A 22,447-nucleotide genomic window follows, 5' to 3' on the forward strand; every position below is an offset into this window, starting at 1 on the left:
GCGCCGGCCGGTGCCCGCACAGGCCTCAGCAGCAACGTGCCCCCGGGTTCGCGTCCGCGGCGGCGTAACGGGTGCGCCAGTACTCGCGTTCGGTGGGGATCTCGGCTCCGGGGTGCAGCCGTTCCAGGTGGGCGACGTAACGCGCGTAGTCGTGGTCGCCCATCAGCGCTCCGATCCACCAGCGCACCGTTCGTCCCCGCGCGGCGAGCGCGGCGAGCACCCTACTCATGGTGCGCTCCGGTCGGCTCCGAGCGGGGGCCGCGAGCGGGACGGATGTGCGCGGCGCCCGGGGCGCGCACGCGTCCGGACGCGATGAGCACGTCCCACTGGTGCTGTATTCGTTTCTCGGCGGCCGTGGGTACGAACCCGGCCGGGGCGAAGATCTTCGACGGAACGTCGGGAGCCTCGGTGGTGGGCAGCCCTCCGGCCCGGAACGCCTTGACGCACACGATGGCTCCCGCGACGGCGACGATCAGCACGAGACTCGCGAACACGATCGACAGTGTGCCCTGGATGAAGGTGTTGCGGATCACCGCGTCGATCGCGGCGGGGCTCGTCGCGGACCGGAAACTGGTCTCCCCGGCGTCCTTGGCGGCCTGGAAGTCGAAGTGCTGGGTCCAGTACCCGATCGCGGGATCCCCCGAGAAGATCTTCTGCCACGAGGCGGTCATCGTCACGATCAGGTCCCACACGAGCGGAACGCCCGGGATCCATGCCCATTTGAACAGGCCCTTCTTCATCACCACGGTGAGCACGACCGTCAGGGCGATCGCGGCGAGCAGCTGGTTGGCGATGCCGAACAGCGGGAAGAGGGTGTTGATACCCCCGAGTGGATCGGTGACGCCCATCAGCAGGATCGCACCCCACGCGGCCACGACCAGCAGCGAACACAGCCACGCGCCCGGACGCCACGACGGGTCCTTGAACCGGCGGGCCGGTCCCCCGAAGTTGCCGAGCGAATCCGAGAGCATGAAGCGGGCGACGCGGGTGCCGGCGTCGACGGTCGTGAGGATGAACAGGGCCTCGAACATGATCGCGAAGTGGTACCAGAACGACTTCAGCGCGTCGCCACCGAACAGGTCGCTCAGCACGCTGGACATCCCGAACGCGAGGGTCGGGGCGCCGCCGGTGCGCGAGATGATCGAGTCCTCCCCGACGTCGGCGGCGGCCTGGGAGATGGCCTCCGGGGTGATATCCGGGGCACCCAGTCCGAGGCCGTTGACGTAGTCCGCCGCAGTGGCGGGAGTGCCTCCGGTCACGCCGGCCGGGGCGTTGAGCACGAAGTACAGATGCTGATCGATCACGCAGGCGGTGATCAGCGCCATGATCGCCACGAAGGATTCGGTGAGCATGCCCCCGTACCCGATCAGCCGGGTCTGCTTCTCCTTCTCGAGCAGCTTCGGGGTCGTGCCTGAGGAGATGAGCGCGTGGAAGCCGGACAGTGCGCCGCAGGCGATGGTGATGAACAGGAACGGGAACAGCGATCCGGCGAAGGCCGGGCCGTTGCCCTCGAGAGCGAAGGAGGTGACGTCCGGCATCTGCAGGGTCGGGCGGACGATGAGAATACCCACGGCGAGCAGCGCGATCGTCCCGACCTTCATGAACGTGGACAGGTAGTCTCGCGGCGCCAGCAGCAGCCACACCGGTAGCACCGAGGCGGCGAATCCGTACGCGATCATCAGCCACGTGATGGTGACCTTGGACAGGGTGAACCACTCGGCTCCCCAGTCCGTTTCGGCCACCCAGCCGCCGGCGACGATGGCCAGCAGGAGCAGTGCGACGCCGATGAGCGAGACCTCCGAGACCCGGCCCGGCCGCAGGTAACGCAGGTACACCCCCATGAAGAGGGCGATGGGGATGGTCATCGCGATGGAGAACAGACCCCACGGGCTCTCGGCGAGCGCATTGACCACGACCAGAGCGAGAACCGCGATGAGGATGATCATGATGACGAAGACCGCGACCATGGCGGCGATTCCGCCGACGACGCCCAGTTCCTCCCGCGCCATCTGACCGAGGCTGCGCCCGCGGCGCCGCGACGAGATCGACAGCACCAGGAAATCCTGCACCGCACCGGCGAACACGACGCCGAGGATGATCCACAGGGTGCCCGGCAGGTACCCCATCTGCGCGGCGAGCACCGGACCGACGAGAGGACCGGCGCCGGCGATCGCGGCGAAGTGGTGTCCGAACAGCACCCGCCGGTCCGTCGGGATGTAGTCCTTTCCGTTCTCGAGGATCTCCGCCGTGGTGGCCCGGTCGTCGCGCGGTTGGACGATCTTGCTCTCGACCAGCCTGGCGTAGAAGCGGTAGGCGATCAGATACGTGCACACCGCGGCGATCACGAACCAGACCGCGTTGACGTTCTCCCCGCGGACCACCGCGATCATCGTCCAGGCGACACCACCGAGCAGCGCCAGCACGACGAACACGACGCGGGCCGACGAAGGCATCGGGGAACGGTCGACGATGCCGACCGGCGGGAGGTCGGGATCCGTGCGCAGGTATTCGATCCGGGGCGGGGACTCGGGAACCGATTCGACGGCCATAAGGAATCCTAGAATCGTCTGCTCCCGCCCCGGCGGGAAAACGCGGATGTCGGCAGTCCGGGGCCCGGTCAGTACCGGGTGCGCCGGTTGAGCCGTTCCTCCGCGGCCGCCTCCTCGACGTCGAGTCCCTCGAGCACCGTGCGGAGCGTCTCGTCGTCGAGGTCGCCGTTGTCGCGTGCCGCGATCAGGGCCTGCCGCTGGGCGCGCAGCACGGAGCGCCGGAGCTTCTCGAACAGGGTGCCCGAGTCGGGCACGGCCGGTTCGTGCTCACCGGCCTCCTCGGCCTGCTGCGCTTCGAGGCGGGCCTTCATGGACCGGTTCACCCGGGCGAGGATGCGTTGCAGCGCCTCGGCGTCGACGCCGTCGGGCGGATTCTTCGCGAGCAGCGCGAGGTGCTGTTCGGCGGCAGTGCCGGAGATGGTCCGCGCACGTTCCATCTGCTCCTGGGCATACAGCCGTTCGTAGGGATCGGCGACGTTCAGCACCCGGATGAGGGCCGGCATCGTCGCCCCCTGGATCAGCAGGGTGCCGACCGCGACCACGAAGGCGATCACCTGGATCGTCTCGCGACCGGGGAACGGCTCGCCGGAGGCCAGGACGAGCGGCACGCCCCCGGCGGCCGCGAGGGTCACCACACCGCGCATCCCGGCCCACGAGATCACCAGGTACTCACGGCCGGTGAACTGGTCGCGCCCCAGCCGGTCGAGCCCGACCTCCCGCGTGAGGCGGCGACGCGCCCAGTGCAGCAGCACCCACAGCGGCCGCACCGCGATCACCACACCGAGCACCGCGAACGCGTAGAGGAACGCGCGGTGCACGTCGAGACCGCTCTCGCGGACCTCGTCGATCACGAACTTCAGCTGCAGTCCCATGTAGGCGAAGACGAACATCTCGAGCAGCACGTCGAGGCTCTCCCACACCGCCCGTTCCTGGATGCGCGTCGCCACGGACGCGTCGGTGGCCCGGTGCCCCATGTACAGGCCGGCTGCGACCACGGCCAGCACACCGGACGCCTCGATCTCCTCGGCGGCCAGGTAGGCGGTGAACGGGAGCACCAGTCCCAGCACCGTTTCCAGCGGCGAGTCGTACATGCGGCCGCGCACCCGGTGCACCACGACGGCGAGCAGCAATCCGATCGCCACGCCGCCGGCCACCTCGTACCCGAAGAACACCACGGGCGAGTCCACCAGCACCCGGGTGCCGGCGACGGCGGAGACCGCGACGGTGAACAGGGTCAGCGCGGTCGCGTCGTTGACCAGACCCTCACCGGTGAGGACCGCGATGACGCGTTTGGGCAGTCCGAGTCGCTGTCCGACGGCGACGGCGCTGACCGCGTCGGTCGGCGCGACCACGGCCCCGAGCACGAGTGCGGCGCCGAGGGTCAGATCCGGCACCAGCGCCGAGGCGGAGAACGCGACGGCGAAGGCCGTGACCAGGACGGTGAAGATACCCAGCCGCAGGATCGGCGCGAGGTGCCGGCGGAAGGTCGCCACGGAGAAGCGCAGCGCCGCCGAGTACAGCAGCGGCGGCAGCACCACCCCGAGGATGATGTCCGGATGCAGCTCGAGCCGCGGCATGCCGGGCAGGAACGAGGCGATCGAGCCGATGGTGACGAGGACCAGCGGGGCCTGGAGGTTTCCGCGGTTCGCGAGTCCGGTGACTGCGACGGCCGCGATGACGACGAGGAGGATCCAGGTCCCGTTCACCCGTCGATTGTGACCCGGACGGGCGGTGGGCGCCGCCGCACGATCCGAGTGCCCGGTGTCCGAGCCCACCGGGCACCGATACTCGCGTGCCCTGCACCGCACCCTTGACACCCCCCGAGAAACGAACGTATATTCACCTCAAGTGAATGAGCATTCATTTTGCTCGTGTGCTTTTCGAAATCCGACGCACCCCGCCCCGAAGGCCCCGGTGGTGCCCCAGCAAGGAGTCGACATGGATCTGGCGTTGACGGAGGAGCAGCAGAGTTTCCGGCAACTCGCACGCGAGTTCCTCGACAAGGAGGTGGTCCCGCACCGGGCCGCATGGGACCGCGCCGAATCGGTGGACATCTCGATCGTGCCCAAGCTCGCCGAGATCGGGTTCTTCGGGCTGACCATCCCCGAGGAGTACGGCGGCCTCGGCGGCGACTACATCACCTACTGCCTCGGCATGGAGGAACTCGGCCGCGCCGACTCCGCTGTGCGCGGCATCGTGTCCGTCTCGATGGGCTTGGTGGGCAAGGTGATTCTGTCCCACGGCACCGAGGAGCAGAAGCACGAGTGGCTGCCACGCATCGCTTCGGGTGAGGCGCTCGCATGCTTCGGTCTCACCGAACCCGACAACGGCTCCGACCCCGGACACCTGAAGACCCGCGCGGTGCGCGACGGCGACCACTACATCATCAACGGGTCGAAGATCTTCATCACCAACGGGACCTGGGCGAACCTGTGCCTGGTCTTCGCCCGCACCGGCGGTCCCGGCCCGAAGGGCGTGGCCGCCTTCCTCGTTCCCACCGACACCCCGGGCTTCGAAGCCCGGGAGATCCACGGCAAGCTCGGCCTGCGCGGCCAGGCCACCGCCGAGCTGTACTTCACCGACATGAAGGTGCCCGCGAGCGCGCTGCTCGGCGAGGAGGGCCAAGGCTTCTCGATCGCCATGCACTCGCTGGACAAGGGCCGGGTCTCGGTCGGCGCCGGCTGCGTCGGCATCATCCAGGGCTGCCTCGAGGCCGCCGTCGACTACGCGACGAACCGCAAGCAGTTCGACCGGCCCATCGCCTCGTACCAGCTGATCCAGGACCTGATCGCGGACATGTCCGTCGACGCCGACGCCGGCCGCCTGCTGACCTGGCGGGCAGCCGACCTCATCGAGCGCGGAGAACCGTTCGGCACCGCCGCATCCAAGGCGAAGTACTTCTGCAGCGAGGCTGCGGTGCGAGCCGCCAACAACGCGATCCAGCTCTTCGGCGGGTACGGCTACGTCGACGAGTACCCCGTCGCCAAGTACATGCGCGACGCCCGCGTGATGACCCTGTACGAGGGCACCAGCCAGATCCAGAAGCTGCTCATCGGCCGCGCCGAGACCGGCATCAGCGCCTTCCTGTAGACCGTCCAGGACGGCGGGCCCGGGATCGCCGGCGGAGCCGGAGGGGGGGTCGTCGCCACACCGGCGGGTAGTCAGGCGGTAGTAGATCACGCACAACGCTCGGCTGGGGTCTCCCAGTCGAGCGTTGTGCGTGATCGGCCGTAGAGGCCCCGGCCGGGAACCCCGGGCAGGGCCTCGACGCGCACCCTTGACAGAGTGACGCGCGCCACACTACCGTTCTGGTCGAACACAATGAATGAGCATTCATGCACTACGAATTTTTGTTCACTCATCGTTGTCGCTCCGACGGGGCCGACCCGCCCCGGCGAAAACTCGCCCCCTGACACACACGGAGTTCTCATGCCCCCTGTCTCGGCCGACTGGACCAGTACGCAGCATCGACGCTCGGTGACGTGGATCGTCGCCCTCGCGACGGCAGCGCTCGTCTTCGACGGATACGACCTGGTCGTGTACGGAACCATCCTCCCGATCCTCATGAAGGATCCGACCCAGCTCGGTGCCGTCTCTGCCGAACAGGCCGGGGTGCTCGGCTCGTACGCCCTGGTCGGGGTCCTGATCGGCGCCCTGCTCGCCGGCGCCTTCGGCGACCGGGTCGGCCGCCGAAAGCTGACACTGATCAGCATCACGTGGTTCTCGGTGGGCATGGCTGCCGCGGCGATGACCCACTCCGTGACGATGTTCGGCGCCATGCGACTGCTCACCGGCATCGGCGTGGGTGGACTCATCGCCACCACCGGCGCGGTGGTCGCCGAGTTCGCGCCGCCCAGCAAGAAGAACATGTACAACGCGATCGTCTACTGCGGTGTCCCCCTCGGCGGTGTCATGGCGTCGCTGCTCGCCCTGCTGCTGCGTGACGCCATCGGCTGGCGCGGCCTGTTCTGGATCGGAGCGCTGCCCCTCGTGGTCCTGCTGCCGCTCGTGCTGCTGAGGCTTCCCGAGTCGCCCCGCTGGCTCGTCGCCCGTGGCCGGATCGACGAGGCCCACGCGATCACCGCACGTACCGGCATCCCTTCTCCGACAGCCGAAGAACTCGTCGTCGAGCGGGCGGGTGCCCAGAAGGTCGGATTCGCCGCGCTGGCCACCCGCCGGTACGCGCTCGGCACCGCACTGCTCGGCCTGATGAGCTTCGGCGGCATCATGCTCACGTACGGGCTCAACACCTGGTTGCCGAAGATCATGGAGAACGCCGGATTCGACGCGAAGAACTCGCTGGCATTCCTGTTGGTGCTCAACGGCGGCGCGATCGCCGGCGTTGTGCTCGCCTCCCGGACGGCGGATCGCACCGGCCCGCAGCGGGTCATCGTCGGCACGTTCCTGCTCGCGGTGCTGTCGCTCATCGTGCTCACCCTCGACCTGCCGCTGGCGGTGCTGCTCGGCGCGGTCGCGGCGGCCGGTATCGGCGGGATCGGCACCCAGATCCTCATCTACGGCTTCGTCGCCAACTACTACTCGACCACGGCACGCGCCGCCGGCGTCGCGTGGTGCGCCGGATTCGGCCGTCTCGGCGGGATCTTCGGGCCGCTCGTCGGTGGGCTGATCCTCGGCGCCGGACTGAGCAGCAACATCGCCTTCTACATCTTCGCGGGCATTGCGCTGCTCGGCGCGGGCCTCACCGTGCTGGTGCCCACCCGCCACGAGAGCGTCGCGACAAGCCCGAGCGGGACGCACCGGGCGGCCGAGCCCGCCATGGTGACCGTCGACTGACCGCACCCGGAACGGGGGCGGGTCCGTGGTTACGGACCCGCCCCCGTTCGTGCGTGGACGTCGGATCCTTGCCCGCTCAGCTCCAGTCGTAGAAGCCGCGGCCGGACTTGCGGCCGAGCTCGCCGCGGGCCACCTTGTCGCGCAGCAACTGCGGCGGCGCGAACCGCTCCCCCAGGGTGCCGTGCAGGTACTCCGCGACGGCCAGCCGGATGTCCAGGCCCACGAGATCCGTCGAGCGCAGCGGGCCCATCGGATGCTTGTACCCCAATTCCATTGCCCGGTCGATCGACTCGGCGTCGGCCACGCCCTCCTCGAGCATCCGGATCGCCTCCAGGCCGAGCAGCACGCCGAGGCGGCTGGTGGCGAAGCCCGGCGAATCGCGCACCACCACGGGCGTCTTGCCGAGCAGCTCCACCCAGCCCGCGACGTCGCGCACCAGCGCGTCGGAGGTCGTCTCGGCGCGCACGATCTCCACCAGCTCCGACGCGGGCACCGGGTTGAAGAAGTGCATGCCCAGGAACCGGGACGGGTTCCTCAGGGCGGCGCCCAGCTCCGTCGGCGACAGCGAGCTGGTGTTGGTGGCGATCACCGCGTCGTCGGGCACGACGCGCTCGGCGTCGGCGAGCACGCGCCTCTTCAGGCCGGGCTCCTCGGGCACCGCCTCGACGAGCAGCCGGGTGTCGCCGGGCAGCTCGGCCACCGACGCGACGAACGCGACCCGGCCGGCCACCACGTCGAGCGGATCGACGAGCTTGCCGCGCTCGGCCGCGCGGGAGAGGCTGTCCGTCAGCCGCTTTCGCGCGGCATCCAGGTCGCCGGTCTCGGACACGGTCACGGTCGCGCCGAGCGCGGCGAAGGCATGGGCGATGCCGACGCCCATGCGGCCTCCGCCGATCACGGCAACACGGTCGGGAAGTCCTGTCATCTGCTGGTCCTCTTCTCCAGGAATCGGGTCATGCGTTTCTACCTGTCCACGGCCCCGTACCGCACCGCCCGGGCGGGATCGTCGAGATGATGTGGTCGCTCACAGCGCCTCCACCGCCAGCGACACGCCCTGGCCGACACCGACGCACAGGGTGGCCAGGCCCCGCGCCGCGCCCTCGCGTTCCATGCGGCCGAGCAGGGTGACGAGGATGCGCGCCCCGGACGAGCCGAGCGGGTGACCGAGCGCGATGGCGCCGCCGTCCGCGTTGACGAGGTCCTCGTCCAGGCCGAGTTCGCGGATGACGCCGAGCGACTGGGCGGCGAAGGCCTCGTTGAGCTCGATCGCGCCGATGCCGTCGAGGGTCCAGCCGGTGCGGTCGAGCAGCTTGCGGGTGGCGGGGACCGGGCCGAGGCCCATGATGTGCGGGGCGAGCGCCGCCGAGGCGCTGCCGACGATCCGGGCGCGCGGCGTCAGCCCGTGCCGGCGCACCGCGTCGGCGCCGGCGAGCACCAGCGCGGACGCGCCGTCGGACAGCGACGACGACGAGCCGGCGGTGACGATGCCGCCGGCCCGGAACACCGGCTTCAGGCGGGCGAGTTTCTCCTCGTCGGTCCCGCGCCGCGGGCCCTCGTCCACGTCGACGACGCCGTCGCGCACCGGCACCGGGACGATCTCCTTCTCGAACCGGCCGGCGTCGATGGCGGCGAGAGCGCGCCGGTGGCTGCGGACCGCGAACGCGTCGCTCGCCTCTCGGGTGATGCCGTGCAGGGCCGCGACCTCCTCGGCCGTCTCGCCCATCGACAGGGTGGTCGTGTCGTCGAAGCGCGGGTTGGTGAACCGCCAGCCGATGGCGGTGTCGAAGACGGCGCCGGGCTTGGCCCAGGGTGTGCCGGGCTTGCTCATCACCCACGGCGCCCGGGTCATCGACTCGACCCCGCCGGCGACGACGATGTCGGCCTCCCCGGACCGGATGGCCTGGGCCCCGGAGGCGACAGCGGTGAGCCCGCTCGCGCACAGGCGGTTGACGGTGTACCCGGGGACGGTCTGCGGCAGGCCGGCGAGCAGCACCGCCATGCGGGCGACGTTGCGGTTGTCCTCGCCGGCCTGGTTGGTGGCGCCGAGGATCACCTCGTCGATCGCGTCGGCCGGGACGCCGCTGCGCGCGACGGCCTCGCCGACGACGAGTGCGGCCAGGTCGTCGGGCCGCACCGGGGCGAGCGCGCCGCCGTAGCGGCCCTGCGGTGTGCGGACTCCGTCGACGACGTAGACGTCGATCATCCGTAGATCTCCCTTCCGAAACCGGGGGCCGTGTGACCCTTGACACCCTCCGGTAGTGAATGTACGTTCATAGTTAGTGAAGCACAATTCATCACTCATGAACAGAACTTCAATTCCTGACCCGACCTGCGCTGACGAGGAGTCATCATGACCGTGTTCGAGGACATCACCTACGAGATCGACGGCCCCGCGGCGATCATCACGATCGACCGCCCGCACCGCTACAACGCGTTCCGCGGCAAGACCGTCGAGGAGCTCATCAAGGCGTTCCGCGCCGCGTGGGCCGACAGCCGGGTCTCGGCGATCATCCTCACCGGCGCCGGCGAGAAGGCGTTCTGCACCGGCGGCGACGTCAAGCAGCGCGCCGAGACCGGCGACTACGGCCCCACCGAGAGCGGCATGTTCGAGATCGGCTACCTGCACAAGCTGATTCGCGACATCCCGAAGCCGGTCATCGCCGCGGTCAACGGAGTCGCCGTCGGCGGCGGACACGTGCTGCACGTGCTGTGCGACCTCACGATCGCCTCGGAGAACGCCAAGTTCGGCCAGGCCGGCCCGAAGGTCGGATCGTTCGACGCCGGTTTCGGCTCGGCCTTCCTCGCCCGCGTGGTCGGCGAGAAGCGCGCCCGCGAGATCTGGTACCTGTGCCGCCAGTACGACGCCGCCACCGCCGAGCGCTGGGGCCTGGTCAACTGGGTCGTGCCGCAGGACAAGCTGCTCGACGAGGCCAAGGCGATCGCCGCCGAGATCGCCGAGAAGAGCCCCACCGCCATCAAGTTCCTCAAGCAGTCGTTCAACGCGGACACCGACCACCAGGCCGGCCTGAGCAACCTCGCGATGTCGGCGCTCGACCTGTTCGGCAAGTCCGACGAGGGCCTCGAGGGCGCCAACGCGTTCGCCGAGAAGCGGCCCGCCGACTTCGCCAAGTTCGTCAAGGCCTGATCCCTCCCCATTTCGGATTCCCCGAGAGGACCCCTCATGAGCAACATCGCACTGGTCACCGGCGCCGGCTCCGGCATCGGCAAGGCCATCGCACTGGCCTTCGCCGCACAGGGCGACCGCGTGGTCGCCGCCGACCTCGACCTCGCCGCCGCCGAGGCCACCGCCAAGGAGTACCCCGAGCTGATCACCGCCCTGCCGGTGGACATCGCCGACCGGGCCCAGGTCGACGAGCTGCGCGAGCGCACCCACGCCGAGGTCGGCGTGCCGAACGTGCTCGTCAACGCCGCCGGCTGGGACCGCACCGATCAGTTCCTCAACGCCACACCCGAATTCGCGCAGAAGGTCGTGGCGATCAATTACCTCGGCCCGGTGCACGTGTGCAGCGCCTTCCTGCCCGGCATCATCGAAGCCGGCAACGGCGGCCGCGTGATCAACCTCGCCTCCGACGCCGGCCGCGTCGGCAGCTCCGGCGAGTCGATCTACGCCGGGGCGAAGGGCGGCGTCATCGCGCTGACCAAGTCCCTCGCCCGCGAGATGGCGCGGCACGGCATCAACGTCAACTGCGTGTGCCCCGGCCCCACCGACACCCCGCTGTTCCAGGCGCAGGACGAGAAGCTCAAGGCCGCACTGATCAAGGCCATCCCGTTCCGCCGGCTCGCCCGGCCCGACGAAGTCGCCGCCCCCGTGCTGTTCTTCGCGTCGGAGGCCGCGTCGTTCGTCACCGGTCAGGTGATCAGCGTCAGCGGCGGCCTCACGATGGCCGGCTGACCGCGGACACGCGAGGGAGGACGGACACCATGACCGCGTCGTACAACGCCCGGGCCTACCGGGAGTACTTCGAGAACGACTTCACGTACCTCAACGGATTCCGGCGCAACACCAAGCGTTACGCACACCAGGTCGCCCTGAGCGACCCCGGCACCGGGCGGCAGTGGACCTACGCGCAGCTCGGGGAGCGCGTCGACCGGATCGCGACGGGCCTGGCGGACGCGGGGGTGCAGACCGGGGACGTCGTCGCCTACCAGCTGTTCAACGGCGTCGAATTCGCCGAGCTCTACCTCGCCACGCAGGCCGTCGGGGCGGTCGGCTCGCCGGTGAACTTCCGCCTGGCGGCCGGCGAGACGGCGTTCGTCCTCGACAAGTGCACCCCTGCGGTATTCGTCTACGACACCGAACTCACCGATATGGTGCAGGAGGCGTTGCGGCTCGCAGCGCACACCCCGAGGGTGATCGTGGCCGTCGGCGACGGCGACACCGTCGAAGTCGACGGCGTCACGGTGATGCGGTACCGGTACCTGGCCGCCGACCGCATCGCGCTACCGCCGCTGCATCGCACGGTGTGGGACGAGACCACCCGTCTCTACACCTCCGGCACGACGGGCATGCCGAAGGGCGTGCCGCTCAACAGCATGATCGAGATCTTCAGCGCCCACGACGTGATCATGCACTTCCCGCTCGGCCCCGACGACAAGACGCTCAACATGACCCCGTGGTTCCACCGCGGCGGCCTGCACGCGGGCGGGCCCAACCCGACGTTCTACGTCGGCGGTGAAGTGGTGCCGCTGCGGTCGTTCGACGCCGACCGGGTCCTCGACCTCGTCGCCGCGTACGGACTGACCTTCCTCATCGGCGCACCGACCAATCTCGCCATGCTCGCCGCCGCCCAGGAGGCGCGCCCGCGCGACCTGTCCAGCCTGCGCGGCATCGTCACGATGGGCGCGCCGCTCGAGAAGGAGGCGGCGCTGCGCTACCAGAAGGTGCTCAACCCCCGGATCTTCAACGGCTACGGCACCACCGAGGCCTTCTGGAACACCTTCCTGCGGCCGGCCGACCTGCCCGACCGCGCCGGCAGCGCCGGCCGCGCCTGCACCGACGACGAGGTCCGCGTCGTCCACGTCTACCCCGACCGGCTCGCCGACCCCGACGACGTCGTCGCCCACGACGGCCACGACGTCGGTGAGGTCATCGTCCGCTCCCCCAAGTGCGCCAACGCCTACTTCGACACCCCCGACCAGGAGAGGGCCAAGTTCCACCAGGGTTGGCTGCACATCGGCGACCTCGCCACCTGGGACGCCGACGAGTTCGTCACCATCGTCGGACGCAAGGACGACATGCTCATCTCCGGCGGCGAGAACGTCCACCCGGTGCAGGTGGAAGAGGCACTCAACGCCCATGCGCAGGTGCAGGACTCGCTCGTCGTCGGCGTCCCGGACGAGAAGTGGGGACGCATCGTCGTCGCCTACATCGTCGCCGAGGATCCCTCGCTGACGGTCGATCACCTCGACGCCCACTGCCGCTCCCACCCGATGCTCTCGTCGTTCAAGCGGCCGCGCGCCTACCGGTTCGTCGAGACCCTGCCCGTCTCCCCCACCGGCAAGAAGCTGCATTACAAGGCCACCGAAGCCGCCGCGGCCGAGTTCGCCGCCGGCCTCTTCTCCGCTCCCTCCGACTCGAGGATGACCCGATGAGCACCGCCACCACCCTCCCCAAGTTCGACGCCCTCGACCCGCTCGCCATCGACTCGCTCTACTCCGACGACGAGCTCGCCGTCCGCGACACCGTTCGCAAGTTCTGCGCCGAGCACGTCACTCCGCACATCGCGGAGTGGTTCGAGGCCGGCGACCTGCCCGGCGTGCGCGACCTCGCCCGCGAATTCGGCAAGCTCGGCCTCCTCGGTATGCACCTCGAGGGCTACGGGTGCGGTGGCTCGTCCGCCGTGCACTACGGCCTCGCCTGCCTCGAGTTGGAAGCCGCCGACTCCGGCATCCGCTCCCTGGTCTCGGTGCAGGGCTCGCTCGCGATGTTCTCGATCTGGAACAACGGTTCCGAGGAGCAGAAGCAGCGCTGGCTGCCGGGCATGGCGGCGGGCGAGATCATCGGCTGCTTCGGCCTGACCGAACCCGACGTCGGCTCCGACCCGGGGGCGATGAAGACCCGCGCCCGCCGGGACGGATCCGACTGGGTTCTCGACGGTCGCAAGATGTGGATCACCAACGGCTCCATCGCCGACGTCGCCGTGGTCTGGGCGAACACCGACGAGGGCGTCCGTGGCTTCGTCGTGCCCACCGACACACCCGGTTTCAGCGCCCACACCATCAAGCACAAGCTGTCGCTGCGCGCCTCGGTCACCGGCGAACTCGTCCTGGACAACGTGCGCCTGCCCGCCGACGCGCTGCTGCCCGAGGCCAAGGGCGTCAAGGCGCCGCTGCAGAGCCTGTCCGAGGCGCGGTACGGCATCATCTGGGGCGCGATGGGCGCCGCGCGCTCGGCGTGGGAGGCCGCCCGCGACTACTCGATGCAGCGCACCCAGTTCGGCCGCCCCATCGGCGGATTCCAGCTCACCCAGGCCAAGCTCGCCGACATGGCCGTCGAACTGCACAAGGGCCAGTTGCTGTCGCTGCACCTCGGCCGGCTCAAGGACAGCGTCGGGCTGCGGCCCGAGCAGGTGAGCTTCGGCAAGCTCAACAACACCCGCGAGGCCATCGAGATCTGCCGCACCGCGCGAACCATTCTCGGCGGCAACGGCATCTCCCTCGAGTACCCCGTCATCCGGCACATGGTCAACCTCGAGTCCGTGCTCACCTACGAGGGCACCCCCGAGATGCACCAGCTGGTGCTCGGCCAGGCCTTCACCGGCGAAAACGCCTTCCGCTGACAGGAATCCCACCATGAACGCACGATTGATCCACGACTCCGAGCACCTGCAGTTCCGCGAGGTCGTCCGTGACTTCGTCCGGGACAAGATCACCCCGGTGCACGAGGACTGGGAACGGGCGAGCTGCCTCGACCGGTCCCTGTTCACCGAGGCCGGCAAGCTGGGCCTGCTCGGCTTCCCGGTCCCGGAGGAGTACGGCGGTCCCGGCGTCGACGACTTCCGCTACAACGCCATCCTGATCGAGGAGGTCAACCGGGCGGGCAACGCGGCCGCCGGGATCGCGTTCTCGCTGCAGAACGACGTCGTGCTGCCGTACCTGACCGACATGACCACCGACGAGCAGAAGGCGCGCTGGCTGCCCGGCGCCGTCACCGGCGAGACCGTCCTCGGCATCGCGATGACCGAACCCGGCACCGGCAGCGACCTGACCGGCATCCGCACCTCGGCGGTGCGCGACGGCGACCACTACGTGGTCAACGGCGCCAAGACGTTCATCTCCAACGGGCAGAACGGCGACCTGTTCGTCGTCGCCACCCGCACCTCCGACGACCCGCACAAGGGCCTGACCCTGCTCGTCGTCGAGGCCGACACCGCCGGCTTCTCCCGCGGGCGCAATCTGGAGAAGATCGGCCTGCACGCGCAGGACACCAGCGAGCTGGCCTTCACGGACATGCGGGTCCCGGTCGCGAACCGGCTCGGCGAGGAGGGACAGGGCTTCTACCAGCTCGTGCACAACCTGCCGCAGGAACGGTTGTCGCTCGCGATCGGCGCGGTCGCCGCGGCGGAGGGCGTGTTCGCCGAGACCCTCACCTACGTCAGGGAGCGCAAGGCCTTCGGCAAGCCGGTCTCGAGCTTCCAGAACACCCAGTTCGTGCTGGCCGAACTGGCCACCGAGCTGGATCTGGCCCGCACGTTCCTCGACGACTGCATCGCCGAGCACGTTGCCGGCGAGCTCACCGCCGCCCGCGCGGCGCGGCTGAAGTGGTGGGCCACCGAACTGCAGGTGCGGGTCGCGGACCGGTGCCTGCAGTTGCACGGCGGCTACGGGTACATGCGCGAGTACGCGGTGGCACGCGCGTTCGTCGACGCCCGCATCCAGACCATCTACGGTGGCACCACCGAGATCATGAAGACGATCGTCGCCAAGGATCTCGGGATCTGAGCGGCCGTCCCGAGCGACGAGGAGGACGCCCATGTCGGCCGATCCGAGCGAGCTGCCGATCGACGAGGCCGTGCGCGCGGTCCGTGCGAACTCCCGGCGCAGGCAGATCCTGATCGCTGCCGCGAAGGTGATGCAGCGCACAGGGTTCCATCAGATGTCCATGCAGGCGCTGGCCGACGAGGCGAACGTCAGCGTGGGCCTGCTCTACAAGTACTTCGGCAACAAGGAGGAGATCCTCCTCGCCACCATCACCGCCATCCTGGACGCGTTCCGGGATCAGCTCGAGCCCGCGATGGCGGCGGCCGGCACGGACCCCGTGGAGCGCCTGGCCGCGGGGATCGGCCGGTTCGTCGAGATCGTCGACGAGAACCTCGACGCCGTGGCCCTGACCTACCGCGAGAGCCGCACGCTCGACCCGGCCGGGCGGGAGATGCTCAAGCGGCTCGAGATCGCCACCTCCGCCCCGCTGCGTGCGGTGCTGACCGAGGGCATCGACGCCGGCATCATGAACCCGGTCGACGTCGATCTGATGGTCTTCGACCTGGTGCTGCTCGCCCACGGCTGGGCGCTCAAGCACTGGCATTTCGGCCGGCTCTACAGCCTCGACGACTACATCCGGCTGCAGACCCGGTTCGTGCTCAACACCGTTCTGCCACAAGAACACCGAACCCGCTACCGACACCTGCTGGAGTAACCGTGAGCGTCGTCACCACACGCGAAGACCGCGTCGGGATCATCACCCTCGACCGTCCCCCCGCCAACGCCTTCGACGAGGCGCAGGCGGAGGCCCTGGCCGAGGCGGTCACGACGCTGGGCGAGGACCCCGCCGTACGGGCCGTCCTGATCCGCAGTGCCCGGCGGATCTTCTGCGGAGGCGCGGACATCGCGATGATGGAGTCCTGGAGCACGCAGCCCGATCGGGGTGCACGCCTGCACCGCTTCACCGCACGGCTCCAGGACGTGTTCGCCCGCATCGAGGCGCTGCCGAAGCCCTCGGTGGCCGCCCTCGCCGGTGCCGCCACGGGAGGCGGCCTCGAGCTGGCACTCGCGTGCGACTTCCGCGTCGCGGGCGCCTCGGTGAAGCTCGGGCTTCCCGAGGTGGGAATCGGGCTCCTCCCCGGTGCGGGGGGCACGCAACGGCTCACCCGGCTGGCCGGTCCGTCAGTGGCGCACCGGCTCGTTCTCGGCGCCGAACTGGTCACCGGCCGTGCGGCCGAACGGCTCGGAATCGTGCAGTGGGCCACCGACGCCGACGTCGAGACCGAGGCCCGAGCCTTGGCCGATCGACTCGCGCAGCTGCCGCCGGCCGCCTACGCGGCCGCCAAACGCTGCATCGTCGCAGCTCGGGGCGATGAGGGGTTCGCCCGAGAGCTCGACGAGATCAGCCGGCTGATCGAGACGCCGGACACCGTCCGCTTGCTGGAAGGATTCGTCGCGCGCGCCCGGTAGCCCGGCGTGCGGGCCGTCGCGGGATGTCCGCCGCCCGGGGCTGCGCCGGACAACCCGCCCGGATCACTCGGTACTGTGGATCCGACCCAGCGGCGACGAGGAGCACCACCATGACCACCGACCACGACACGCTACCCGTGGACGAGGCCGTGCGAGCCGTGCGCACCAGCTCCCGCCGCAAACAGGTGCTCGACGCCGCGGTGACGGTCATGCAGCGGACCGGGTTCCACCAGATGTCCATGCAGGCGCTGGCCGACGAGGCCGGGGTGAGCGTGGGGCTGATCTACAAGTACTTCGGTGGCAAGGAGGACGTCCTCCTCGCGACCATCCTCGCGATCCTCGACGCCTTCCGCGACCAGCTCGAACCGGCCATGGACGCCGTCGGCGACGACCCCGTCGAGCGGCTCGCCGCCGGGATGCGCCGCTACATCGAGATCGTGGACGAGAACCTCCACGCCACGGTGCTCACCTACCGGGAGAGCCGCACCCTCGACGACGCCGGACGCGCCCGGATCAAGGAACTCGAGGTGGAGTCCTCGGCGCCGCTGCGCGCCGCGCTCGACGCGGGGATCGAGGCGGGCGTGATGAACCCGGTCGACGTCGACCTGATGGTCTTCGACATCATGCTGCTGGCGCACGGCTGGGCGCTCAAGCACTGGCACTTCGGGGCCATCTACACGCTCGACGAGTACATCCGGCTCCAGACCCGCTTCGTGCTGAACACGCTCCTCCCGGCCGAGCGCCGCGACGACTACGCGCAGTTGCTCACGTAGCCGACACGGGAAGCAGGTCGCCGCCGAGAGGTAGCGACCAGCGCGCCCCGCGCACCGTCTCGATCGCGTCGTGGCGGGAGGTCGGCATGATGCCGGGCAGCAGCAGCGTCCACATCTGGTCGATCCGCTCCTCGAGGTCGACGCGCCCGGCGAGGACGTCGGACAGGAGCTGCACGCCCGTGAACGCGGAGATCACGAAGTGCGCCAGCATCGACGGATCGAGGTGGGCATCCAGGTCGCCTTCCTCGACGGCACGACGGCCGAACGCCTCGCAGGCCGTGATCCAGTCCAGGTACGGCCCGGCGGGCTTGTCGAGACTGCCGAGTTCGAGGGTGAGCCGGATCCCGGCGCGCACAACGGGGTCCTCGATCATCTGCCGGCCGATGCCGTGGCACAGCATCACGATCTGTTCGAGGGTCGACGCCTCGGTGCCGGCGATCGCATCGACGAGCGCGATCGAGCGGCGGTGCTGCTCGGCGACGATGGCGCCGGCGAGGTCGATCTTCGACGCGAAATGGAAGTACACCGCCCCCTTGGACAGTCCCGTGTCGCGGAGAATGTCGGCGAAGCTGGCGCCGTGGAACCCTCGTTCGTCGAACATCGCGGCGGCGGCGCGCACGATCTGCTGCCGGGTCACTGCGGCGCGGGCTTGCTTGGCCACTCACTCACCTTTCTCGCGAGGCGGATTCCGACGAGACACCTCGGCCCGAGGCATCCGACGTACATCCCCTCGACAACCCCCGACCGACACACCGCCGACTCCCCCTGGGCGGCCCGCCGGGATCTGCGTCGATCCCGGCGGAAGGCACCAGCCACCTTAACAAGACCGATCGACCGTTCAACGAAGGGTGGACGGCACCGGCGTGCCCGCCCCGCTCCCCCTCGGCAGCACGGGCCGATCGGCGGCGCCGGCCTATCCGGCGCCGAGGGCCTTCTTCGCCGCGTCCTGCGCCTTGTCGACCTGCTCGGCGTACTTTCCGCCGGTCTTGCGGTCCGCGAGATCACCGGCCTTCTCGATCGCCTCGTCGACCTTGTCGGGGTTCTGCGCCGCGAACTCCTTGCCCTTGTCGACCAGCCCCTTGACCGAATCCATGAAACCCACGTCGCGTCCTTTCGTCCGAATGATCGAGCGGGCCAAGCCTGCCACAGCAGGTCGCGACCGGACGTGGGGCCGGGTCCGACGCCGCGCTATCGGGGGTCGGGTCCGGGAGCCGGGCCGGGTCCGGCAGCCGGACCCGGTCCGCGACCTTCGGTGCCGAGGGTCTTCTTCACCGCTTCCTGCGCCTTGCCGACGTGCCGGGAGTACTTTCGGGGCCCCTTCGTCCGGGCGAGATCGCCGGCCTTGTCGATGGCGTTGTTCACCGTGTCCGGGTTCTTCCGGGCATAGTCCTTGCCCTTGTCGACCAGGCCCTTGAGCGAATCCATGAATCGCATCGGGTCCATCCCTTCTCTGTGCAATGGTCGGATCGTCACCAGCGTGCCACCGGTGGACGCAGAGCGGGAGATCCCTGTCGGGACCTCCCGCCGAAGACCTCCACTGCTACGGGCTGCGCGGGCCCGGCTGCGCCTGCGGGCCGGGATCGGACTCCGGGCCGGGCCGTCCCGCGGGACCCGGAGTCGCACCGGGAACGGGATGGTCCGCGGTACCGAGGTGCTTCTTCGCGGCGTCCTGCACCTTGTCCACGTGCTGGGCGTACTTGCCGCCCGTCCGGGCATCGGCGGCGTCGCCTGCCTTGTCGACGAACCCGCCGGCCTTGTCGGGGTTCTTCTCCGCGTACGCCCTGCCCTTGTCGACCAGGCCCTTGATCGAATCCTTCAAACCCATCTGCCGCTCCTTCCGTTCGAGGGATCGATGCCTCAGCGTGCCACCGCGGGCCGGTTCCCAAACCTGCCGCGGCGGCGCAGTGTCCCCGTCCCCGGCCGGGCCGGCGCAGTGGCCTCGTCCCCGTCAGTGCACGCCCGGCAACAGGTCCTCACTGGCGGCGAACAGCCGGCGGTGCTCACCGTGGACTCGCCCGGTCACCCACCACGAGACCTCCACGAGGACCACGCCGATCGCCCCGCACGTGAACGCCGTGACCATTGCGCCGACGTTGGAGATGTCGAGGGCGAAGAACTCGCGGGCGATGGGGAAGGCGAACAGGACCAGGTACCCGAGCACCGAACCGGCCAGCAGCACCAGTTTCCACATCACGTACGGCCGCGCCACCACGGCGAGCACCCACAGCGCGATCATGATCAAGGTGATCAGCGCCGCGGTGCCGGCCTGCATCTTCTGCGCCTCGGTCTGCTCGGGCCCGGCGTACACCAGGATGTAGCAGACGTACGTGCTGATCCCGATGATCACCCCCGACGGGATCGCCAGGCGCATCACCCGCGACACGAAGCCGGAGCGGGCCCGCTCGTTGTTGGGGGCGAGCGACAGGATGAACGCGGGGACTCCGATGGTGAACCACGCCGCGATCGTCACGTGCCGCGGCAGGAACGGATACGGCATCGGCTCGTAGCCGAACACCTGGGACAACGCGCCCGAGAGCCCCACGAGGAACGCCAGCAGTACGGAGTACACGGTCTTGGTGAGGAACAGGTTCGAGACCCGCTCGATGTTGCCGATCACCCGCCGGCCCTCGGCGACGACGTAGGGCAGGGTGGCGAACTTGTTGTCCAGCAACACGATCTGCGCGACCGCACGGGTAGCCGGGCTGCCGGAGCCCATCGCGACCCCGATGTCGGCGTCCTTGAGCGCCAGCACGTCGTTGACCCCGTCGCCGGTCATGGCGACGGTGTGCCCGCGCGACTGGAGGGCTCCGACCATCGCCCGTTTCTGGTCGGGCCGCACGCGACCGAAGGTGGTGGCCGAGTCGAGGGTGTCGGCGAGCCGGTCGCGGTCCTCCGGCAGGGTGCGGGCATCGACGGGGTGATCGGCGTGCGGCAGGCCGAGCGACGTCGCGACCGCGCCGACCGACACGGCGTTGTCGCCGGAGATGACCTTGACCTCGACCTGCTGGCTCGCGAAGTACTCGAGGGTCGGCTTGGCGTCGGGCCGGACCCGCTGCTCGAGCACGACGAGGGCCTGCGCGGTGACCGTGCCGGGGGCGTGCGGGTCGTCGACGGGACGGTCGCACCGGCCGAGCAGCAGCACCCGCAGCCCCTGCGCCCCGAGCGCCTCGGCGCGCCGGGCCGCCTCCGAGCCGGGATCGAGCAGCACGTCCGGTGCGCCGAGCACCCAGTCGCCGTGGTCGCCGTACGACTGGCCGCTCCACTTCTTCGCCGACGAGAACGGGGCGACGGCGGTGGCCTCTCCCCAGCCGGGGTCGTCCGGCATCGCCTCGCGGACGGCGAGGACGCTGGCGTTGGGACGCGGGTCGTCCGCGGCCATCGCCGCGAGCGCGGCACGGGCGGCCGTCTCGTCGCTGCCGTCGACGCACACGACGTCCGCCAGGCGCATGCCGTTCTCGGTGAGCGTGCCGGTCTTGTCGGCGCAGACCACGTCGACGCGGGCGAGGCCCTCGATGGCCGGCAGTTCCTGCACGAGGCACTGCCGGCGACCGAGACGGATCACGCCCACCGCGAACGCGATCGACGTCATCAGCACCAGGCCCTCGGGGACCATCGGAACGAGCGCGGCGACCATGCCGCTGAGTGCCGGGCCGAGCGCCTCGCCGCTCGAGAACAGCTGGTTGTAGATGATGAGCAGGCCCGCCGGGATCATCAGGTAGGTGATGAATTTCAGGATCTTGTCGATGCCGGCGCGCAGTTCCGAGTGCACGAGCGTGAACTTGCTGGCTTCCTCGGCGAGCCGGGCTGCGTACGCGTCACGGCCGACCTTCGTGGCCCGGTAGGCGCCGCTGCCCGCCGCGACGAAGCTGCCCGAGAGGACGTGTGCGCCGAGCTCCTTGTGCACAGGATCGGCCTCGCCGGTGAGCAGCGACTCGTCGAGTTCGAGCCCCTCGGCCTCGACGACGAACCCGTCCACCACCGCCTGGTCGCCGGGGCCGAGTTCGATGATGTCGTCGAGCACCACCTCGCGCGGCGGGAGCTCGGCCACCGCCCCGTCCCGGCGCACGAGAGGCTTGGCCTGGCTGACGATCGCGAGCCTGTCGAGGGTCCACTTGGCGCGGATCTCCTGCACGATTCCGACGGCGCTGTTGAGGATGATCAGCAGGCCGAACATGCCGTCGATGATCGAGCCGGTGGCCAGGACGATGGCCAGCAGGACGGCCAGGATCGCGTTGATGCGGGTGAAGACGTTGGCGCGGACGATCTCGCCGACCGACCGCGACGCCCGGTCCGGCACGTCGTTGGTGGCGCCCCGGGCCACGCGTTCGGCGACCTGCTCGGTGGTCAGGCCCAGCTCGATGTGCCGCGCGTCGGTCGGGGGCGCGGCCGCCTGGTCGGCGACGGCGGTGGGCTCCTCTGCTGCCATGGGAATCAGGCTAAGCCACCCGCTGCGCTCCGCCGCCGTGCCGTGACGCGCCTCGCGCCGGGCTCAGCTGTCCGGGCGGACGAACTCGGGCTGGTCGAGCACGCGCAGCCAGCTGCCGTCAGGCTGGCGGCGGGCCACCTGGGCCCGGGCGCCGGCGCCGTCCTTCGGCGGGGTGGCGGTCAGCGCGAGGTCGCCGCTGATCAGTGTCGGCAGCGGCGGCTCGGGTTCGAAGTGGGGCGCGTGTTCCAGCACCTGCTCCCACAAGCGGCGGATGGCCTCGCGGCCCACCGTGCGACCGCCCGGCGGGTAGGCCATCACGGCGTCCTCCTCGTACAGTGCGGCGACACCCGCCGCGTCGCCGGCGTTGGAGCGCTCGACGAACAGGCGGGTGAGATCCTCTGGCTGCCAAGCCTTCTCTGCGTCGGACACGGTCATCCTCTCCAGGAACGGAAGCGGGACACCTCCAGCCTCCGACCCGCAGAGTCAGAAGTCCA

Annotated in this window: 21 protein-coding genes; 10 read left to right on the forward strand and 11 right to left on the reverse strand. The window is 69.8% G+C overall.

What is annotated here, in order from left to right; all coding sequences use genetic code 11:
* Nucleotides 1-25 precede the first annotated feature (25 nt).
* The 3 genes from G6039_RS15125 to G6039_RS15135 form a co-directional block, all read right to left on the reverse strand.
* Nucleotides 26-229 carry a YbdD/YjiX family protein gene (locus G6039_RS15125; RefSeq protein WP_044476511.1) on the reverse strand — a complete coding sequence of 68 codons (204 nt, stop codon included), beginning with the start codon at nucleotides 227-229 and terminating at the stop codon, nucleotides 26-28.
* Nucleotides 222-2,549 (reverse strand): carbon starvation CstA family protein, encoded by a 2,328-nt coding sequence (locus G6039_RS15130; protein ID WP_006946367.1) that lies wholly within the window; start codon nucleotides 2,547-2,549, stop codon nucleotides 222-224. The genes G6039_RS15125 and G6039_RS15130 overlap by 8 nt, the downstream gene beginning before the upstream one ends.
* Nucleotides 2,550-2,617: 68 nt before the next feature.
* Nucleotides 2,618-4,255: a Na+/H+ antiporter gene (locus G6039_RS15135; protein WP_029541922.1), complete on the reverse strand. Its 1,638-nt coding sequence runs from the start codon at nucleotides 4,253-4,255 to the stop codon at nucleotides 2,618-2,620.
* Between the two features lie 232 nt (nucleotides 4,256-4,487).
* Here G6039_RS15135 and G6039_RS15140 point away from each other — a divergent pair, with 232 nt between their 5' ends.
* Both G6039_RS15140 and G6039_RS15145 read left to right on the forward strand, forming a co-directional pair.
* Complete coding sequence (locus G6039_RS15140; protein WP_043797755.1) at nucleotides 4,488-5,639, forward strand: acyl-CoA dehydrogenase family protein; 1,152 nt, start codon at nucleotides 4,488-4,490, stop codon at nucleotides 5,637-5,639.
* 339 nt (nucleotides 5,640-5,978) lie between these two features.
* Nucleotides 5,979-7,343 carry an MFS transporter gene (locus G6039_RS15145; protein ID WP_029541921.1) on the forward strand — a complete coding sequence of 455 codons (1,365 nt, stop codon included), beginning with the start codon at nucleotides 5,979-5,981 and terminating at the stop codon, nucleotides 7,341-7,343.
* Nucleotides 7,344-7,419: 76 nt separating this feature from the next.
* Here the strand turns inward: G6039_RS15145 and G6039_RS15150 are convergent, their stop codons facing one another.
* Nucleotides 7,420-8,268 carry a 3-hydroxyacyl-CoA dehydrogenase family protein gene (locus G6039_RS15150; RefSeq protein WP_029541920.1) on the reverse strand — a complete coding sequence of 283 codons (849 nt, stop codon included), beginning with the start codon at nucleotides 8,266-8,268 and terminating at the stop codon, nucleotides 7,420-7,422.
* 99 nt (nucleotides 8,269-8,367) lie between these two features.
* Complete coding sequence (locus G6039_RS15155; protein WP_043797757.1) at nucleotides 8,368-9,546, reverse strand: thiolase family protein; 1,179 nt, start codon at nucleotides 9,544-9,546, stop codon at nucleotides 8,368-8,370.
* A 147-nt stretch (nucleotides 9,547-9,693) separates the two neighbouring features.
* Here G6039_RS15155 and G6039_RS15160 point away from each other — a divergent pair, with 147 nt between their 5' ends.
* From G6039_RS15160 to G6039_RS15195, 8 genes are all read left to right on the forward strand, one after another.
* Complete coding sequence (locus tag G6039_RS15160; protein ID WP_006941059.1) at nucleotides 9,694-10,488, forward strand: enoyl-CoA hydratase-related protein; 795 nt, start codon at nucleotides 9,694-9,696, stop codon at nucleotides 10,486-10,488.
* Between the two features lie 36 nt (nucleotides 10,489-10,524).
* Entirely contained in the window at nucleotides 10,525-11,256 is a 732-nt protein-coding gene (locus tag G6039_RS15165) for an SDR family NAD(P)-dependent oxidoreductase (RefSeq protein WP_006941061.1), read from the forward strand.
* 29 nt (nucleotides 11,257-11,285) lie between these two features.
* Nucleotides 11,286-12,956 carry a class I adenylate-forming enzyme family protein gene (locus G6039_RS15170; protein WP_043797759.1) on the forward strand — a complete coding sequence of 557 codons (1,671 nt, stop codon included), beginning with the start codon at nucleotides 11,286-11,288 and terminating at the stop codon, nucleotides 12,954-12,956.
* Nucleotides 12,953-14,143, forward strand: coding sequence for an acyl-CoA dehydrogenase family protein (locus tag G6039_RS15175; protein WP_043797761.1), 1,191 nt, complete (start codon nucleotides 12,953-12,955; stop codon nucleotides 14,141-14,143). The genes G6039_RS15170 and G6039_RS15175 overlap by 4 nt, the downstream gene beginning before the upstream one ends.
* A 13-nt stretch (nucleotides 14,144-14,156) precedes the next feature.
* On the forward strand, nucleotides 14,157-15,305 hold the full coding sequence (locus G6039_RS15180; RefSeq protein ID WP_006941064.1) for an acyl-CoA dehydrogenase family protein: 1,149 nt from the start codon (nucleotides 14,157-14,159) through the stop codon (nucleotides 15,303-15,305).
* 31 nt (nucleotides 15,306-15,336) lie between these two features.
* Entirely contained in the window at nucleotides 15,337-15,999 is a 663-nt protein-coding gene (locus tag G6039_RS15185; RefSeq protein ID WP_006941076.1) for a TetR/AcrR family transcriptional regulator, read from the forward strand.
* 2 nt (nucleotides 16,000-16,001) lie between these two features.
* Complete coding sequence (locus G6039_RS15190) at nucleotides 16,002-16,754, forward strand: enoyl-CoA hydratase/isomerase family protein (RefSeq protein ID WP_043797763.1); 753 nt, start codon at nucleotides 16,002-16,004, stop codon at nucleotides 16,752-16,754.
* 110 nt (nucleotides 16,755-16,864) lie between these two features.
* Nucleotides 16,865-17,527, forward strand: coding sequence for a TetR/AcrR family transcriptional regulator (locus G6039_RS15195; protein WP_043797764.1), 663 nt, complete (start codon nucleotides 16,865-16,867; stop codon nucleotides 17,525-17,527).
* On the opposite strand, the gene G6039_RS15200 is transcribed toward G6039_RS15195, so the two are convergent.
* The 6 genes from G6039_RS15200 to G6039_RS15225 all read right to left on the reverse strand — a co-directional run bounded on the left by G6039_RS15200 (nucleotide 17,520) and on the right by G6039_RS15225 (nucleotide 22,382).
* Nucleotides 17,520-18,188, reverse strand: a complete 669-nt coding sequence (locus G6039_RS15200; RefSeq protein WP_006941080.1) for a ScbR family autoregulator-binding transcription factor — start codon at nucleotides 18,186-18,188, stop codon at nucleotides 17,520-17,522. The two genes, G6039_RS15195 and G6039_RS15200, sit on opposite strands and share 8 nt — an antisense overlap.
* A gap of 252 nt (nucleotides 18,189-18,440) precedes the next feature.
* Nucleotides 18,441-18,620, reverse strand: coding sequence for an antitoxin (locus tag G6039_RS15205; RefSeq protein WP_202917671.1), 180 nt, complete (start codon nucleotides 18,618-18,620; stop codon nucleotides 18,441-18,443).
* Between the two features lie 95 nt (nucleotides 18,621-18,715).
* Entirely contained in the window at nucleotides 18,716-18,961 is a 246-nt protein-coding gene (locus G6039_RS15210) for an antitoxin (RefSeq protein WP_006941082.1), read from the reverse strand.
* Nucleotides 18,962-19,067: 106 nt separating this feature from the next.
* Nucleotides 19,068-19,352, reverse strand: coding sequence for an antitoxin (locus G6039_RS15215; protein ID WP_029541908.1), 285 nt, complete (start codon nucleotides 19,350-19,352; stop codon nucleotides 19,068-19,070).
* A gap of 123 nt (nucleotides 19,353-19,475) precedes the next feature.
* Nucleotides 19,476-21,953 carry an HAD-IC family P-type ATPase gene (locus G6039_RS15220; RefSeq protein ID WP_043797766.1) on the reverse strand — a complete coding sequence of 826 codons (2,478 nt, stop codon included), beginning with the start codon at nucleotides 21,951-21,953 and terminating at the stop codon, nucleotides 19,476-19,478.
* Nucleotides 21,954-22,016: 63 nt separating this feature from the next.
* Nucleotides 22,017-22,382: a YybH family protein gene (locus G6039_RS15225; RefSeq protein WP_006941088.1), complete on the reverse strand. Its 366-nt coding sequence runs from the start codon at nucleotides 22,380-22,382 to the stop codon at nucleotides 22,017-22,019.
* Nucleotides 22,383-22,447: the final 65 nt, after the last annotated feature.

Origin of the sequence: Rhodococcus aetherivorans (genome assembly GCF_011058165.1) — a bacterium.
GTDB lineage: Bacteria > Actinomycetota > Actinomycetes > Mycobacteriales > Mycobacteriaceae > Rhodococcus > Rhodococcus aetherivorans.

What these genes read in the sequence shown, in the direction of transcription:
- G6039_RS15125 (WP_044476511.1), bottom strand. Translation starts at nt 229, where the DNA reads ATGAGTAGGGTGCTCGCCGCGCTCGCCGCGCGGGGACGAACGGTGCGC.
- G6039_RS15130 (WP_006946367.1), bottom strand. Translation starts at nt 2,549, where the DNA reads ATGGCCGTCGAATCGGTTCCCGAGTCCCCGCCCCGGATCGAATACCTG.
- G6039_RS15140 (WP_043797755.1), top strand. Translation starts at nt 4,488, where the DNA reads ATGGATCTGGCGTTGACGGAGGAGCAGCAGAGTTTCCGGCAACTCGCA.
- G6039_RS15145 (WP_029541921.1), top strand. Translation starts at nt 5,979, where the DNA reads ATGCCCCCTGTCTCGGCCGACTGGACCAGTACGCAGCATCGACGCTCG.
- G6039_RS15150 (WP_029541920.1), bottom strand. Translation starts at nt 8,268, where the DNA reads ATGACAGGACTTCCCGACCGTGTTGCCGTGATCGGCGGAGGCCGCATG.
- G6039_RS15155 (WP_043797757.1), bottom strand. Translation starts at nt 9,546, where the DNA reads ATGATCGACGTCTACGTCGTCGACGGAGTCCGCACACCGCAGGGCCGC.
- G6039_RS15160 (WP_006941059.1), top strand. Translation starts at nt 9,694, where the DNA reads ATGACCGTGTTCGAGGACATCACCTACGAGATCGACGGCCCCGCGGCG.
- G6039_RS15165 (WP_006941061.1), top strand. Translation starts at nt 10,525, where the DNA reads ATGAGCAACATCGCACTGGTCACCGGCGCCGGCTCCGGCATCGGCAAG.
- G6039_RS15170 (WP_043797759.1), top strand. Translation starts at nt 11,286, where the DNA reads ATGACCGCGTCGTACAACGCCCGGGCCTACCGGGAGTACTTCGAGAAC.
- G6039_RS15175 (WP_043797761.1), top strand. Translation starts at nt 12,953, where the DNA reads ATGAGCACCGCCACCACCCTCCCCAAGTTCGACGCCCTCGACCCGCTC.
- G6039_RS15180 (WP_006941064.1), top strand. Translation starts at nt 14,157, where the DNA reads ATGAACGCACGATTGATCCACGACTCCGAGCACCTGCAGTTCCGCGAG.
- G6039_RS15185 (WP_006941076.1), top strand. Translation starts at nt 15,337, where the DNA reads ATGTCGGCCGATCCGAGCGAGCTGCCGATCGACGAGGCCGTGCGCGCG.
- G6039_RS15195 (WP_043797764.1), top strand. Translation starts at nt 16,865, where the DNA reads ATGACCACCGACCACGACACGCTACCCGTGGACGAGGCCGTGCGAGCC.
- G6039_RS15205 (WP_202917671.1), bottom strand. Translation starts at nt 18,620, where the DNA reads ATGGATTCGGTCAAGGGGCTGGTCGACAAGGGCAAGGAGTTCGCGGCG.
- G6039_RS15210 (WP_006941082.1), bottom strand. Translation starts at nt 18,961, where the DNA reads ATGCGATTCATGGATTCGCTCAAGGGCCTGGTCGACAAGGGCAAGGAC.
- G6039_RS15215 (WP_029541908.1), bottom strand. Translation starts at nt 19,352, where the DNA reads ATGGGTTTGAAGGATTCGATCAAGGGCCTGGTCGACAAGGGCAGGGCG.
- G6039_RS15220 (WP_043797766.1), bottom strand. Translation starts at nt 21,953, where the DNA reads ATGGCAGCAGAGGAGCCCACCGCCGTCGCCGACCAGGCGGCCGCGCCC.